This window comes from Mycobacterium simulans (assembly GCF_900232995.1).
Classification (GTDB): Bacteria; Actinomycetota; Actinomycetes; order Mycobacteriales; family Mycobacteriaceae; genus Mycobacterium; species Mycobacterium simulans.
In genome coordinates this window covers 559,433-576,129 of record NZ_OCVX01000007.1, presented here as the reverse complement: position 1 = coordinate 576,129, position 16,697 = coordinate 559,433, and the positions used below count along the sequence as shown (strand labels likewise).

At 65.1% G+C, this 16,697-nt stretch carries 7 protein-coding genes and 1 riboswitch; of the genes, 2 read left to right on the top strand and 5 right to left on the bottom strand.

Going from position 1 to position 16,697, the window contains the following annotated elements:
• Together MSIMFI_RS24725 and MSIMFI_RS24720 are read right to left on the bottom strand one after the other, a co-directional pair.
• On the bottom strand, window positions 1-1,110 hold a 1,110-nt coding region (locus MSIMFI_RS24725), incomplete at its 3' end, for an HNH endonuclease signature motif containing protein (protein WP_191499562.1).
• Window positions 1,111-1,149: 39 nt separating this feature from the next.
• A complete protein-coding gene (locus MSIMFI_RS24720; protein ID WP_191499561.1) occupies window positions 1,150-2,811 on the bottom strand; it encodes a PPE family protein in 1,662 nt (553 codons plus the stop codon).
• A 35-nt stretch (window positions 2,812-2,846) separates the two neighbouring features.
• Window positions 2,847-3,026: riboswitch (cobalamin riboswitch) on the bottom strand.
• Between the two features lie 41 nt (window positions 3,027-3,067).
• On the opposite strand from MSIMFI_RS24720, the gene MSIMFI_RS24715 reads away from it, so the two are divergent.
• Complete coding sequence (locus MSIMFI_RS24715) at window positions 3,068-4,837, top strand: ABC-F family ATP-binding cassette domain-containing protein (protein WP_191499560.1); 1,770 nt, start codon at window positions 3,068-3,070, stop codon at window positions 4,835-4,837.
• A 14-nt stretch (window positions 4,838-4,851) separates the two neighbouring features.
• Window positions 4,852-6,144 carry a cytochrome P450 gene (locus MSIMFI_RS24710; protein ID WP_191499837.1) on the top strand — a complete coding sequence of 431 codons (1,293 nt, stop codon included), beginning with the start codon at window positions 4,852-4,854 and terminating at the stop codon, window positions 6,142-6,144.
• Here the strand turns inward: MSIMFI_RS24710 and MSIMFI_RS24705 are convergent.
• The 3 genes from MSIMFI_RS24705 to MSIMFI_RS24695 form a co-directional block, all read right to left on the bottom strand.
• Complete coding sequence (locus MSIMFI_RS24705) at window positions 6,127-7,188, bottom strand: type III polyketide synthase (protein WP_191499559.1); 1,062 nt, start codon at window positions 7,186-7,188, stop codon at window positions 6,127-6,129. The genes MSIMFI_RS24710 and MSIMFI_RS24705 overlap by 18 nt on opposite strands.
• A 120-nt stretch (window positions 7,189-7,308) precedes the next feature.
• Window positions 7,309-10,344 carry a type I polyketide synthase gene (locus MSIMFI_RS24700; protein WP_191499558.1) on the bottom strand — a complete coding sequence of 1,012 codons (3,036 nt, stop codon included), beginning with the start codon at window positions 10,342-10,344 and terminating at the stop codon, window positions 7,309-7,311.
• 20 nt (window positions 10,345-10,364) lie between these two features.
• Window positions 10,365-16,691: a type I polyketide synthase gene (locus MSIMFI_RS24695; protein ID WP_191499557.1), complete on the bottom strand. Its 6,327-nt coding sequence runs from the start codon at window positions 16,689-16,691 to the stop codon at window positions 10,365-10,367.
• Window positions 16,692-16,697 lie beyond the last annotated feature (6 nt).

Genomic DNA, 16,697 nt, shown 5'->3' with positions numbered 1-16,697 from the left:
CGACGCATGCGTAGGCCCACCCTGCGCGAAGGGAACCGTATGGTCCACATCGCAATTGGTGGCGGGCTGATCGCAACCCGGCCACCGACACGTCAAATCCCGACACCGCACAAAATCGGCCAACGCCCGGGAGGGCTGATAGCCGGGCTCGGGCGCGGCGTCGCCGGGATGGATCAGCGGCACCAACCTGGCCGACTGAGCCAACTCGGCCACCAACTCCGGAGTGATCAACCCATCGGCGCTGACCATCGAGGCCGGCACCGAACCGGCGCCGTCGAGGGTGGCTTGGTCGGCGATCACATGAATCACCACCGGCGAGGCCGCAGGCCGCTGCCCCGCCGCACAATCGGAGCGCCCACAACGGCAGCCCAGCCGATCAGCGTTAGACATCAACGGCCCGAACGCATCGGCGCGGCGCTGCTCGCAAGTGCGCGGATCATGCTCACACACCGTGGCCGCCAACGCCGTCAACCGCCGATACAGGGCCTGGGCCTCGAGGGCCAACAGGCTGCCGCCGATCTCACAGAGCCCGTCGTGGCTCGGCCCAATCCAAAACTCACGATCGCTCTGACGCTCCTTGCGCCGCCGCACCGCATCGGCATCGGCTTTCGCCACGATCTTGTCGACCTGCGCACCCAGCCGGCCCTTGGTCATCGAGGGCCAACACCGCACGCTAAGCGCCAACTGCTCATCCACTCCCGCCAACACCTCGGGATCGGTGATCAGATCGGTGCGAAACACGATCGTCCGAAACATCTGGTAACCGATATCACCGGCCTTGAACACCTCGGCGGTCTGCGGCAGCCGCTCGCGCATCGCCCGGGCATCACCCACCCGGCCAGCCGCCAGCGACTGGCTGATCCGCAACGCCGCGGCCACCTCGGCAGCCACCGCCGCCATCGTGTCGATCGCCCACTGCTCGGTCTCCGAACACCGCGACAACCGGTAGGCGAACAACTCCCCGATCGCCACCAACTGCGCGGCCGCCGCACGGTTCTCCGCCCGCGCCGACGCACAGATCCGATCCACCATCGCCGCCGACTCCGCCGTCGTCGAAGGATGATGGCGTTCGAAGTACTCATCGAACCGTGCACGGATCTCTTCGAACATACATTCGATTATGCCACACTCCACCGACGGGTTGACTCGTCAGCCGTCGGCTTCCCCCCAGGTCCCCGGCATCAAGGGCATACGCGGACCGCCGCCGAACTCGTCGTCGGCCAGTGTTGTCAAGCCCGCCGCCGCTGTGCCCGTCTCCTTAGGTGTGGTCCCGGCAAATCCCAGGCTTCCCGCGCCCTGCCCCGAAGCGCCAATATCGGGCTCCAGGTCCATGTATCCCCAACCGCGATCGATCTGTCTGACCTTCGTGCGCCGGCGGCGCTGTGATCGAGCCGGCTCCTGAGGCGTCGCCGCGGCCGTTGGTTCCTCGGCACTGTCGGGTTCCGGTGCCTTCTTTCGGGCGCTGCTGTCAGCCCCCCTCTTGGCAACCGAGTTCAGGTCACCCACCAGGTAGGCGAAGTTCTCCATGCCCGCGCCCATGCCCGCACCGATGCCCGCACCCGTCACCGGCGGAGCAGCGGTCGCCGGCGGTGGTGGCGACGCGGATGTGGGGGGCGGAGCCGTCACGTCCGCGGGAGTCGGTGTCGGGGACGAAGTGGAGGTCGGGATGTTCGGGGCAAGCCCCGCGATGGGCGGCGTTGCGGGAGTGACCGGCAGCGCAGGTGGCACGGCAACCAGCACCGCCAAGCCCTTGGCGCCGATCGGCACTAACACAGCGCCGGTAGCCAACGACGCCAACGGGGCACTCACCAGCGCCACAATCGCCGGGAGCAGCACAAGAGTCTGTTCGAGCAGAGTCTTCAGCAGCGCGATGGTATCGGTGATGATCGTGCCGACGGCCTCGACGGTGGCGAACAGCAGGGCGAAACCGATGGTCGCAGGATTACCCGAAGCGAATGCCGCTGCGAGGTCCGCCGCGATGAATGCGAAGGTTTCTGAAAGCAAAGCAACATATGTACCGATGTCCATCGGATAGCCGATGGCAAAGGCGATGTTGAGCGGACTGAGGTAGGTCAGTGGATTACCGAGGATTAGCAGGTAAGGATCAAATGCGAACAAAGCTTGCAAGAACGGGATGTTCGCCAGCCACGTGATGAACGGTTGAATGACGTTGTTGTAGAAGGCGGTATACCCGATCTCCTGCAAGAACTGCAGGATCAGCTGCTGCCAGTCGGAGGGTTGCGGCAACAACTGGGCGGCCGCAGGCGCGTTGGCTTTCATGATTTGCGGCGCCGGCGGGGTCGGCGGCGCAGCGGCCACCGCCGTAGTGGCAACGCCCTGATAGACGCTCATCACGGTGGCGGCCTGAATCCACATCCGCGCGTAGTCGGCCTCGTTGAGCGCGATCGGGATCGTGTTGATGCCAAAGAAATTCGTCGCCACCAACGCTGCGTGCACGGTGTGGTTGGCGGCCAACTCCGGCAATGTCGGCATGGCAGCCAGTGCGGTGGTCCAGGCGGCGGCCACAGTTTCCTGTTGGGCAGCCATCGCCGCGCTGTTGGCACTGGCCTGCATCAGCCACGCCAGATACGGCACATGGGCGGCCACATACGCCGCAGCGGTCGGGCCATCCCAGGTCCCGCCGTGCACCGCGACCAACAGCGCCGCGAGCTCCTCGCCCGTCGCCGCGTATTCGATGCTCACCGAATGCCAGGCCGCGGCGGCAGCCAGCAATGGGCCCGGGCCCGGGCCGCTGCTCAGCAGCGCCGAGTGCACCTCCGGAGGTGAGGCCATCCAGATCGGGACGGTCATCGCTAATGCCGCTCTCTCGGGGTACACCGCCCCGGGTCACAGGACGCGATGACGCGAGTCTCCTGGCTCTCGGATCACTGCTCGCCTCGCCTTCCAGCTGGACGCCGTGGCACACGAGGGTCGCTCCCCGATGACAGTGGCGGGACCGCGCCGGATTTGCACCGGCTTCCTGCATCGTCATCGCCTTACGCGTGACATTGTTGCATTCGGCACGGGTAAGCGATAGCTGAGCAATTCGGTCGGTAGCGTCGGTCCTGTGGCACACCTGCTCGGAGCCGAGGCCGTACACCTGGAATATCCGACCCAGGTGGTCTTCGACTCAGTCACACTCGGAGTCAACGACGGCGCACGCATCGGAATCGTGGGCCGCAACGGCGACGGCAAATCGAGCCTGCTAGGTCTGCTCACCGGCCAGCTGCGGCCGGACTCCGGCCGGGTCACCCGGCGCACCGGCTTGCGGGTGAGTGCCCTGAGCCAGGCCGACACCCTGGATCCTGACCGCACTGTCGGCTGGACGCTCGTCGGCGACCAACCCGAACATCAGTGGGCCGGTAACGCGCGCATCCGCGACGTGGTCGGCGGACTGGCGTCCGACATCGCCTGGGACGCAACCGTTTCGACGCTCAGCGGTGGTCAGCGGCGACGAGTCCAGCTAGCCAGGCTACTCGTCGGCGACTGGGACGTGATCGCTCTCGACGAGCCCACCAACCACCTCGACATTGAAGGCATCACCTGGCTGGCCGGCCATCTACAACAACGCTGGGCCCGCAACACCGGCGGGCTGCTGCTGGTGACCCACGACCGCTGGTTTCTTGACGAAATCGCCACCACCACCTGGGAGGTGCACGACGGAATCGTCGAGCCCTTCGAAGGCGGGTACGCCGCCTACATTCTGCAGCGTGTCGAGCGGGACCGGCTTGCCGCCGCGGCGGAGGCCAAGCGACAGAACCTGATGCGTAAGGAGCTGGCCTGGCTGCGTCGCGGTGCACCGGCGCGGACCTCGAAACCCAAGTTCCGGATCGAGGCCGCCAACCAATTGATCGCCGACGTTCCGCCACTGCGAAACACGGTGGAGTTGGCCAAGTTGGCGACCGCCCGACTCGGCAAGGACGTAGTCGATTTGCTCGACGTGTCGGTCTCGTTTGACGGCCAAACCGTACTGCGCGATATCGAATGGCGGATCGGGCCCGGGGAACGCACCGGCATCGTCGGCGCCAACGGCGCCGGTAAGTCCACCTTGCTCGGATTGATCGCGGGCACCATCCGGCCCGACGCGGGGCGCGTCAAGCACGGCAAGACGGTCCGGCTTGCGGTGCTCGATCAGCGAGGCATCGGGATAGAGGCGCTAGCGACCGACGAACGGATCGCCGATGTGTTGGGCAGGCTACGCGTCGGCTATGAGGTCGAGGGCCGCGAGGTCACTCCGGCCCAGCTACTGGAGCGACTCGGCTTCGCCCGTGGCCAATTGTCCGCGCGAGTAAGTGAACTCTCCGGCGGCCAACGTCGGCGGCTGCAACTGATGCTCACGCTGTTGTCCGAGCCCAACGTGCTGCTGCTCGACGAACCCACCAACGACGTGGACACCGACATGCTGACCGCCACCGAGGACTTGCTCGACTCTTGGGCGGGCACCTTGATCGTCGTCTCGCACGACCGATATCTGCTCGAACGTGTCACCGATCAGCAGTACGCGATTCTGGACGGCCGGTTGCGGCATCTCCCCGGCGGCATCGACGAATACTTGCGGCTCGTCGCCCGGCCACCAGCCAAGGCCGCCCCGGCCGCGCCCGATGGACAGGTGATGTCAGGTGCGCGGCGACGCGCCGCCGAGAAGGAGCTGGCGGCAATCGACAGACAATTGGCACGCCTGGCCGACCGGATCGGGGCCAAACACGATGAACTCGCCGAGCATGACCAGTCAGACCACATCGCAATCACCCGCCTGACCCAGGAGTTACGCGCCCTTGAAGACGAGGTCGCCGAGACGGAGGCGAAATGGCTCGAGCTATCGGAGGCACTCGAATGACTTCCTACCGGACGGTGCCCTACCGGCCCGGCGAGCTGTTGCTGTCGCTGTATCGGCGCCGGGGAGCGGTGATCAATTCCGGATTCGGTAGACGCGGCTACACCTACCTGCTGGGCGCCGAGGCAAACAAGTTCGTTTTCGCCAATGCCGACGCGTTCTCCTGGCGCGAGACCTTTGAGAGCCTGGCTCCGGTCGACGGTCCGACCGCGCTGATCGTCAGCGACGGCGAGGACCATCGGCGCCGCCGCGCCGTGGTGGCGCCCGGCCTGCGGCACCGCCAGATTCAGGAATACGTGCACACAATGGTGTCCAATATCGATGTCCTCATCGATAGCTGGCGGCCGGGGCAGCGGCTGGACATCTATCGAGCGTTCCGCTCGGCGGTCCGGCGCAGCACCGCCGAGAGCCTGTTCGGCCAGCGCTTGGCCGTGCACTCGGACTTCCTCGGCGAACAACTGCAGCCCCTGCTGGACCTGACTCACCGGCCGCCGCAGGTGATGAAACTGCAACAGCGGCTCAACTCCCCTGCCTGGCGGCGGGCGATGGCCGCCCGCAAGCGCATCGACGACCTCATCGACGCCCAAGTCGCCGACGCACGCGCCAAACCCAAGCCAGACGACCACATGTTGTCGATGCTGATCAACGGCCGCTCCGAAGACGGTTACACGTTGAGCGGCAATGAGATTCGCGATTCAATCGTCTCGCTCATCACGGCCGGTTACGAGACCACCAGCGGCGCCCTGGCTTGGGCGGCCTACACGCTGCTGACCATGCCGGGGGCCTGGGACGCCGCCGCGGAAGAGGTCGACCGCGTGCTCGGAGACAGACCACCCGTCGCTAGCGATCTAGACAAGCTCACCTACCTCAATGGTGTTGTGCACGAGACGCTTCGGCTCTACCCGCCTGGAGTGATTTCGGCCCGCAGGGTGACGCGAGACCTGTGGTTCGACGGTCATCGCATCCGGGCGGGACGATTGCTGATCTTCAGCGCCTACGTCACCCACCGGCTCCCCGAACTGTGGCCCGCACCAACCGAATTCCGTCCGCGGCGCTGGGACCCCTCCGCACCGGACTATCGCAAACCCGCGCCCCATGAATTCATCCCGTTCAGTGGCGGCTTGCACCGCTGCATCGGATCGGTCATGGCTACCACCGAGATGACGGTGATGCTCGCCCGGCTCATCGCCAGGACAAGGCTTCGAATGCCCGCTCAGCGCATCCGCGCGGGACATATGGCGGCACTATGCCCGCGACCCGGTTTGACCCTGGAAGTCACCGAGGTCGCCGGCTCAGTGCCAGCGCAGTAGCACGAGCTCCGCGCAGAATCCCGGACCCATCGCCAGCATCAACCCAGGGCTTCCGCTGGGCGGCCGTTTTTCGATGGTGTCGCGCAGGATGTGCAACACCGAAGCCGACGACAGGTTGGCGATTTCACCGAGCGAGCGCCAGGTCAGCTCGAGCGCCTCCGGGGGCAGATCGAGGGCCTTGGTGATCGCGCTGATGACTTTGGGACCACCCGGGTGGCTCACCCACGCGCCGATGTCGTCCCTGGTCAGCTGGTGTGTCGCCAGGAAAGCATCGACGTCGTCGGCCAAGTAGCGCTCGATCAGATTCGTCAGGTCCGGCGACAACCGCAGCTGCAGGCCGTGGGAGCCCACGTCCCAGCCCATGATGTGCAGCGACTCAGGGTAAAGACTGCTTCGGGAATCGAGGATCTGCGGCCCGCCGGCGCGCAGGTGTTCGGCACGCCGGTCACCCACGGCGACCACCGCAGCGGCGCCGTCGCCGAACAAGGCCGTCCCGACCAGGCCCGACACCGTCGGTTTGACCGCCGGGTAAGTAAGCGAGCAGAGCTCAACCGATACCAGCACCGCCACACCGTCGGGCGCTCCGCGCAAGTAGTCGTGCAGGCGGGCCACTCCTGCCGCCCCCGCCACGCAGCCCAGACCGAACAGCGGCATTCTGCGTACGTCGGGGCGCAGCCCTATCCGTCCGGCGATCCGGGCATCCAGTGACGGCACCGCGACGCCGGTGACCGTCGTGGTGGCGATCAGGTCGATGTCCTGTGGTTTGAGCCCGGCCTCGTCCAGCGCGCCGGTAAGGGCTTCGATGCCGAGATCGACCGCCTTGTCGATAAAGACCTCATTGGCGTCGCCAAAGTCGGTGAGAGACGGATATTGCTCGAGCGGCAGAACTAGATGACGACTGTTGACCCTGGCGGCCGCGTGCAGGCGCCGAACGATCTCCTCGTGCTCCTTCAGGCCGGGAAACGCAACGAACGAATCGGTGATCTCACTCTGGCTATACCGGTGTGGTGGCAACGCACCGAACACACCTGCGATGACGCTCATGCCCTGCCTTCATAAGTAACTAAAGCCGGCCCCCATTGGACTCCCCCGGAGTCCGAAGTTTAGGCGGATTTCCGCATTCCCGCAAAGTCGAACGTATTCAACACCTGTCGCATTTACACGTCAGTGAATGTCATTCTCGACATCTGGATTGAGCGCCATTGCGATCAGAGCTTCGGGACTTAAAGTGTCGATGACATCGTCGCTGACAGGTCGATAGGATACGGATTCTTGGGATTGTCCAGCCAGCAGCAATAGCTTGTCGAGTAATCCGGTCCGTCGAAGCTCTTGGATAGGAATATTTCTCAACACAGACCAAATATTCTGGTCATCCGATCCCGGGTGATAACCGGTCGATAGTTGGGCAACAAGATGATCGGCCAAAGCTGTTGGTGTCGGATAGTCAAAGATCAGAGAGCGTGGCAACACCAACCCGGTAGCCGTCGCAAGACGGTTGCGTAGTTCAACGCCGGTCATTGACTCAAAGCCGAGGTATTCAAAGGCGCGTTCGGGATCGATGTCATGACTGTTCGAATGGCCCAACACGATCGCCGCATGCTTGCATACCAACTGCACCAACTGACGGCGCCGTTCGACCGGGGTCAAGGCTCGCAACCGCGCCATCATCCCCGGTTCAGTGTCGCCATCGCCGGCGGGTGGTTCGCCACTGGCATCCAACCAAAACCGTTGCCGCGCAAACCCATACGTCGGCAGGTCCACCCGCTGGGCACCCAAGCCCTGGTAGGCCGGGCGCCAGTCCACCGCCACACCCGCGGCGAACAATTGGGCCACCGCGGTGCATAACGAATCAACCTCGGGGCGGTCCTTGACCAACAGCGCCACCGATGCCGTCAGCCCAGCCTCGGGGCCCACCTCGACAAAGAACTCAGCCCCCAACGACTTCGTGTAATCCATGCTGTCGGCAAACCGCACCGGCTTCCGCACATGCTCTATCCAATACGCCGGTGATCCATAGCCGGCACCGGCCAGCTGACCAGTTACGTTCGACACCAACTCGATCCGGGGCTGCGACACCGACACCTGCGCCAGCACCTGCGAAAACTCCTCGACCATCGGCTCCATCAACGCCGAGTGAAACGCGTGCGACACAGCCAGCCGATGCGCCCGGCGACCTTGGCGCGTTAACCGATCCACCACCGCATCCACCGCAGCCAGCTCACCCGAAATCACCACCGAATCAGGCGCATTCACCGCGGCGAGGCTCACGCCCTCATGCAGCAACGGCGCCACTTCCTGCTCGCTGGCGGCTACCGCGACCATCACGCCGCCCGCGGGCAACGCCGCCATCAACCGACCCCGCGCCGCCACCACCTTTGCGGCGTCGTCCAGCGACATCACCCCGGCTAGATGCGCCGCGACAAGCTCGCCTACCGAATGCCCCAGCACAACATCGGGCACCACGCCCCAGTCCGCCAACAATGCGGCAAGCGCCACCTCGACCGCGAATAACGCCGGCTGCGCAAACTCCGTACTCTCCACTAACCCGGGATCGGCGCCCCACAACACCCGCCGCAACGGCAATCTCAGCTGCGCATCCAACGCGGCGGCGACATCATCAAAGGCCTGGGCGAACACGGGGAATCGTTGATACAGCGGTTGCCCCATGCCCAACCACTGCGAGCCCTGTCCGGGAAACACAAACGCCGTCTTGCCCGACGATCGGACCTGACCCGCAACCACACCCGCACCGAGCTCACCTGCCGCCAGACCCGCCAGCCCGTCCATCAATTGACTACGTTCGGCGCCCACTACCACGGCGCGATGCTCGAACACCGATCGAGTACTTACCAACGACCACCCCACGTCGACGGGGCTCAACCATTCCTCCGCATCAACCCATGCCAACAAACGCTGCGCCTGGTTCACTAACCCTTGGCTCGACCGGGCCGACAGCACCCATGGCACGGTTGTCGGGTCATGTTGTTCTGCAGAATCTTTCGTGGTCGCGGGCGCCTGACACACAATCAGGTGCGCATTCGTGCCGCCCATTCCAAACGACGAAACCCCGGCCCGCCGCGGCTGTCCGTTCACGGGCCAGGGCGTCAGGGCGGTGTTGACGTGCAGGCCAAGACTTTCCAAGTCGACGCGTGAGCTGACATAGTTGAGACTCGGTGGAACAAAGCCATTTTCGACCGCCAGCACCGTCTTTAGCAGGCCCGCGATGCCCGCGGCCGCACCGGCATGGCCAATGTTGGTCTTCACCGATCCCACGCTCACCGGACGATGCCGACGCTCGGCGAAGATCTCACCCAGCGCCCGGGCCTCGATCGGATCGCCGACTTCGGTGCCGGTTCCATGTGCCTCGACATAGTCGAGCTGAGTGCAGTCGAGGCCCGCGTTGGACAGCGCGCGGCGGATTACGTCGGCTTCTCCGGAGAGCGAGGGCACGGCTAGTCCAGCGGAAGTGTGCCCGGCGTTACCAACCGCACTGCCGGCAATGACTGCGCGGATCCGGTTTCCGTCGTCCAACGCAGCGCGCAGCGGCTTCAGCAGAACGAGCCCGCCGCCTTCGCTCCGTACGTAGCCGTCGGCCCGGTCGTCGAACGCATACGTGTGGCCCGTCCTTGACAAAGCTCCGAATTCTGTTTCCAGCATTGCGGTTTCGCGTGCCAGGTTGAGATGGATCCCACCGGCTACCGCTAGCGGCGTGCCACCTGCCCGCAAGCTTTCACACGCGAGGTGCACCGCCGCCAGTGACGACGATTGCCCGGAGTCAACGGTCATGCTTGAGCCTCGCAGTCCAAAGGCGTACGAGACCCTGTTGGCAATCATCGCCCGACTTGTGCCGGCAAATGAGTGGTGGTCAACGGCATCCGCGGCGTCGCGCAGCGTCAGGAACGCGTAATCGTCGTTCATCGCGCCCAGGTACACCGCGACCTGCTGCCCGCGCACCGTTTCCGGCACGATAAACGCGTCTTCGAATAGTTCCCAGGTCAGCTCCAGTGCCAATCGCTGCCGGGGATCCATGGCGCACGCCTCGCGCGGCGACAGGTTGAAGAAGTCGGCGTCGAACGCCTTGACGTCCTCGAGGTATTCGGTTGCTTCGCGTCCATCCTGGATGAGTCGCCAGAATTCCCGCGGGTTGGCTGCGGCCGGGAACCGGCACGCAAGCCCGATGATGGCGATGTCCGTCGACATACTGATCGAGTCTGCGCTATCTAAGGTTCGAGTTCTTCGTCGAGGAGGGCGAAGAGTTGGCTTTCGGTTGCGGTGCTGAGGTCCTCGTCGTCCGGCGTTGGCTCGACTATGGGACGTGGGGTGGTCAGCTCGGTCAGGATCGTCTGCAGCCGCTTGCTGAGGTGCGTTTTGTCTTCGGGGGTCCAGCCGGGTTGGTTGACGAGAGTGTCGAGCTCACGGGCGATGTCGTTGAAGCGGGCCAATAGGTTCGATTCGGTGCTGACGACTGCGGGTGCGGAGCTGAGTTGGTTGTCGAGGTGTTCGGCTAGGGCGGCCGGCGTGGGGTAGTCGAAAATCACGGTCGGCGAGAGGGTGAGTCCAGTCGCGGCTTTGAGGCGGTTGCGCAGTTCCACAGCGGTCAGGGAGTCAAACCCGAATTCTTGGAATGCTTTGTGGGCGTCGATATCTGGGGTGCCGGATTGCCCCAGCACGGCTAGGGCGTTGGTACACACCAATTCGGTGAGTTCGCGCTGCCGCTGCTCCGGCGTCAGCCCGTGCAGCCGGGACACCAGTCCCGACATCGAGACCGCGGCATGGGTTGCAGCGACGGACCGGCGAGCCCGGCCGGTTCTCAACGCGCTAAACAACGGGGGTATCGCCGCCCCGCTAGCACCCAGCGAGGCGCGATCCAGCCGGGCGGCCACCAACACGGCGCGATCAGCCAGCAGCGCGCTGTCGAGGAATCCCATCGCCTCCTCGGTGCTCAACGGCGCCAGCCCGACCCGATTCATGCGGGCGCGATCCCGCTCCCCTAGGTGTCGCGTCATCGCAGAAGCTTGTTCCCACAATCCCCACGCGACCGACAACCCCGGCAACCCCTGGGAGCGCCGATACACCGCCAACCCATCCAAGAACGCGTTTGCCGCCGCGTAGTTGCCCTGCCCCGGCGCGCCCACGATCCCCGACAGCGACGAAAACATCACGAACGCCGACAGGTTCAGTTCCTTGGTGACGTCGTGCAAGTTCCAGGCTCCATCGGCCTTGGCCCGCAACACCGTATCGACACGCTCTGGGGTCAACGAGGCGATCACCGCATCATCAACAATGCCCGCGGCATGAAACACAGCCGTGAGATCGGGCAATGTTGCCACCAGACCCGACACCTCGCCGCGGTCGGCCGTGTCACACGCCACTATCTGCACCCGAGCACCAGCCGCGCCCAGCTCGGCCACCAACTCATCCGCCCCGTCGGCGCGCTTGCCGGCACGGCTGGCCAACACCAGCTGCCGTACCCCGTATCGGCTCACCAGATGACGCGCCACCGCCGAACCGGCCATCCCGGTGCCACCGGTGATCAGTACTGTGCCCGCCGCCCACGCATCGGGCATGGTCAACACGACTTTGCCGACGTGGCGGGCCTGACTCAAGAAACGGTACGCCTCCGGGGCGTGCCGCACATCCCACGACCTGACCGGAAGCCGTTGCAGGGAACCGGCTTTGAATAGCGCGACCAATTCGGCCAACATCTGCTCAATGCGCTGCGGCCCGGCTTCCATCAGATCAAAAGCCCTATACACCACGCCGTGATGAGCCTGGGCGATGACCCGCGGATCCCGGATGTCGGTCTTGCCCATCTCGATAAAGCGGCCCCCCCGCGGCAGCAGCCGTAACGACGCATCGTTGAACTCGCCAGCTAGGGAGTTGAGCACGACATCCACACCGCGGCCCTCGGTGGCCACAAAGAATTTGTCCTCGAACGCCAGCGTGCGCGAATCGGCGATGTGCGTGTCGTCAAACCCCATTGCCCGCAACGTGTCCCACTTACCACGACTGGCAGTGACGAACACCTCCAAACCCCACAACCGTGCGAGCTGAACCGCCGCCATCCCTACCCCGCCCGCCGCGGCGTGCACCAACACCGATTCCCCCGCCCGCACGTCCGCCAACACACGCAGCGCGTAGTAGGCCGTCAAGAACACCACCGGGGCACTTGCCGCTTCGGTTAGCGACCAGCCCGCGGGCACCTTCGTCACCAACCGCGCATCCACCACTGCCTCGGAGCCGGCAAGCCCCAACAACCCCATCACCCGTTCGCCAACAGCTAAGCTCGTCACCCCCGGACCCACTTCGTTGACCACACCGGCCCCCTCGGCTCCCAACTCCGCCGCGCCCGGATACATCCCCAACGCCACCAACACGTCCCGGAAATTGACCCCCATCGCCTGCATTGCCACCCGCACCTGCCCGGGCGCCAACTCCGCTGCCGGACATGACACTAATGTCAAATCCTCCAACGTCCCGCCGCCGCCAGCGACCAGCCGCCACTGGGTGTCAGGCACCTGCAATACCGGCACTTGGCTCACCGGCGTCAGCCGAGCGGCGTACACCTTGCCGGAGCGGATCACTAATTGTGGTTCACCGCAACCGATTACATCGCTGATTTCTATCGAATCATCGGAGTCGACTAGCATCACTCGATCCGGATGCTCAGCTTGGGCAGACCGCACCAACCCCCACACGGCAGCGCCGGCCAAATCGGTGACATCGTCGCCGGCCAACCCCACCGCCCCGCGCGTCAGCACCACCAGTAGCCCAGCCCGCTCGTCGGCCAACCAGGATTGCAATGTCTCCAACACCCGATACGTGGCCGAATGCACCGACTCCACGGTCCCATCAGCGGTCCCCGGCTCGACGACTTCGGCCTCTATGCCGAGGTCGTTGTCGGCCGTCGAGACCGGCGACCACATCACCTCGAGGAGTCCACGACTGGCCGCATCGGCACCAGCGATCACCGTCGATAGCTGCTGAGCCGAAACCGCACGCATGACGAGTGCTTGCACCGAGAGCACCGGAAACCCCGCTCCGTCGGCCAATTCCACGGACACCGCCCCATCGCCGGCCGGGGCAATCCGCACCCGTACCCGCGAGGCACCCGCGGCATGCAGCGACACCCCTTGCCACGAAAACGGCAGTATCGTCGATTCCTGGTGGTCAACCATCCCCAGTGCATGCAGGGCCGCGTCCAACACCACCGGGTGAATGCCGAAGCCGGCCACGGTGATATCAGCCCCCGCGGGAATCGCGACCTCGGCAAAAACCTCAGAATCCCGCTGCCACATGGCGGTCAAGCCCCGAAACGCTCGACCATACTCATAGCCACGTCCAGCCAACCGGTCATATGCACCATCAATATCCACCGGGGTAGCACCCGCCGGCGGCCAGAACGACAAACCCGCCGACGGCGCAACCGGCTTCACTCCCAGCACGCCCTGGGCGTGAAGTACCCATTCCGAATCCAACTCGGCAGCGCGTGAATACACCGACACCGCGCGCTGGCCCGATTCCCCGGGTGCCCCAACGACGACCTGCAACTGCACCGCACCCACGGCCGGCAACGCCAACGGCGACACCACTGTCAACTCTTCCACCACCCCGCAGCCCACCTCGTCAGCGGCCCGCAACGCCAACTCCACGAAAGCTGCGCCCGCTAGCAGCACTACCCCACCAACGGCGTGATCGGCCAGCCACCGCTGATCCCCAGTCGACAACCGGCCCGTCAAGACCACCCCGCCCGAGTCCGGTTGCTCCACAACCGCACCCAACAAGCCGTGCTGGGCCCTGGTCAGACCCACGCCACTAATGTCTCCTAGAACTGTCGATCCCACCGGCAACCAGAACCGCTGCCGCTCAAACGCATAGGTGGGCAGATCAATCCGCCGACCACGGCCTCCATATATCTCCGGCCAGTCCACCGCAACACCAGCGGAAAACAGCCGCGCCGCGGCATCCAGCACCGACTCCAGTTCCCGGTGATCACGGCGCAACACCGTGACCGACACCGGCTCCGCCGACGACACAGACCGCTCGACCAAAGCCGCCAACCCAGCGCCTGGACCTACCTCAACAAACGCGGTAGCGCCAACCGATTCCAACGACCGCACGCCATCGGCGAACCGCACCGGGCGGCGCACGTGCTCAACCCAGTACTGCCCCGATCCGTACCCCGCCCCAGATAGCTGCCCAGTCACATTCGACACCACCGGAATCTGTGGATCTGCCACGGCAACACCGGCGGCGATTCGTGCGAACTCCTCCTGCATTGGTTCCATCAATGACGAATGAAACGCATGCGAGACAGTCAGTCGCTGCGTGCGGCGACCCTGGCGGGCAAACCGATCCGCAATAGCGCGAACCGATGCCTCGCTGCCAGAAATCACCACCGCGTTCGGCGCATTCACCGCAGCGAGATCTACGCCATCAACCAACAACGGCAACACTTCGTCTTCGCCGGCGGCCACCGCCACCATCGCGCCTCCGGCCGGCAATGTTGCCATCAGCCGCCCCCGGGCCGCGACTAACCGCGCAGCATCGGGCAGCGACAACACCCCCGCCACATGTGCGGCCGCGATCTCGCCCACCGAGTGGCCGATCATCAAGTCCGGGTTAATTCCCCAGCACTGCAACAGCTTTGCCAGCGCAACTTCGACTGCGAACAGGGCTGGCTGGGCGAATTCGGTGCTGGTCAACAGCGCCTCATCGGAGTCCCAAAGTACCTTTCGCAGCGGCAGCCGCAAGTGCGGGTCCAACGCCTCAGCTGCGGCGTCGAACTCTTGCGCAAATGCCGGCAACTCCGCATACAACTGCTCTCCCATGCCGAGCCATTGCGCACCCTGCCCGGGGAACACGAACGCCGTCTTGCCCACCGTCGGCGCACGGCCCACCACTACCTGCGTGCCCGGCTCGCCAGCGGCCAACTCCGACAGCCCCTTTAGCAGAGATGCGCGACCATTGCCCAGCACCACCGCCCGATGTTCAAACACCGCGCGGGTGTTGACCAACGACCACCCCACATCCATAGGGTCGAGCGCCTCATCGTCCTGCACCCGGGACAGTAGCCGCTTTGCCTGACCGGTCAACGCCTGCACGGACCGCGCCGATAGAATCCACGGCACGACCGACAGGCCGTTATCCGGCTCCGCGACAGCGGTTTCCGGCTGAACTTGCTCCAAGATCACATGCGCATTTGTGCCGCTGATCCCGAACGATGACACCCCCGCCCGGCGTGGCCGGTCCGCGACCGGCCACGGACGTGACTCGGTCAACAGCGACACCGCACCCGCCGACCAATCCACGTGCGGCGTGGGCACATCCACATGCAGGGTCTTCGGCATCACCCCATGGCGCATCGCTTGCACCATCTTGATCACGCCGGCCACACCCGCCGCCGCAGACGTATGGCCGATGTTCGATTTGATCGACCCCAACCACAGCGGCCGATCCGCTGGCCGATCGTGACCGTAGGTCGCTAGAAGCGCTTGCGCCTCAATCGGATCGCCCAACCTGGTGCCCGTCCCATGCCCCTCCACCACATCCACATCGGGTGTCCCTAGGCACGCATTAGCCAACGCCGCCCTAATCACCCGCTGTTGCGACGGCCCATTCGGTGCCGTCAACCCGTTGGAGGCGCCATCCTGGTTGACCGCCGACCCGCGCACCACCGCCAGCACCGGATGCCCGAACCGCTGCGCATCGACCAAGCGCTCCAATACCAGCACACCAACGCCTTCCGACCAAGCCGTCCCATCGGCGCCGCCGGCGTATGCCTTGCATCGACCGTCGGGCGCGAGCGCCCGCTGCCTGCTGAACTCCACAAACGCGGCGGGAGTGGCCATCACCGTGACCCCACCGGCCAGCGCCAGATCACATTCCCCCGACCGCAACGACTGGGCTGCCAAGTGCAACGCCACCAACGACGACGAACACGCCGTGTCCACAGACACCGCCGGGCCCTCCAATCCCAGCACGTACGCCACCCGCCCGGATGCCACACTCAACGTCGAACCCGTCAGGCCGTAGCCCTCCAATTCGCCCTGTACGCGACCTCCATAGCCGGCGTGAATGACCCCCGCGAACACTCCGGTGGCCGAGCCTCGCAACGTCGTCGGGTCAATCCCGGCGCGCTCCAACGCTTCCCATGACACCTCCAACATCAGCCGCTGCTGTGGGTCCATCGCCAGCGTTTCACTGGGCCCGATCCCGAAGAAGCCGGCATCGAAAGCGCCTGCATCGTCTAAGAACTCGCCCCGGCGGGTGTACATTTTCCCGGCGGCGTCCGGATCCGGATCGAACAACCCGGCCACGTCCCAACCACGATCGGTTGGAAAATCCGACACGGCGTCACGTCCCGTCGCGACCATCTCCCACAACGCTTCCGGGGAATCCACCCCACCCGGATACCGGCAGCCCATGCCGACCAGCGCCACCGGCTCGGTCGACTTGGCTTCCAACCCGGCGAGGCGTCTTCGGGGGCGCCGCAGATCCGCCGTGAGGCGTTTCAGGTAATCAACATGCTTGGTACTGCCCGGCATGGTGGC

Bases quoted from the DNA above. Each gene is read 5' to 3' on its own strand.
- MSIMFI_RS24720 (WP_191499561.1), bottom strand. From the start codon at position 2,811: ATGACCGTCCCGATCTGGATGGCCTCACCTCCGGAGGTGCACTCGGCG.
- MSIMFI_RS24705 (WP_191499559.1), bottom strand. From the start codon at position 7,188: ATGAGCGTCATCGCAGGTGTGTTCGGTGCGTTGCCACCACACCGGTAT.
- MSIMFI_RS24700 (WP_191499558.1), bottom strand. From the start codon at position 10,344: ATGTCGACGGACATCGCCATCATCGGGCTTGCGTGCCGGTTCCCGGCC.
- MSIMFI_RS24695 (WP_191499557.1), bottom strand. From the start codon at position 16,691: ATGCCGGGCAGTACCAAGCATGTTGATTACCTGAAACGCCTCACGGCG.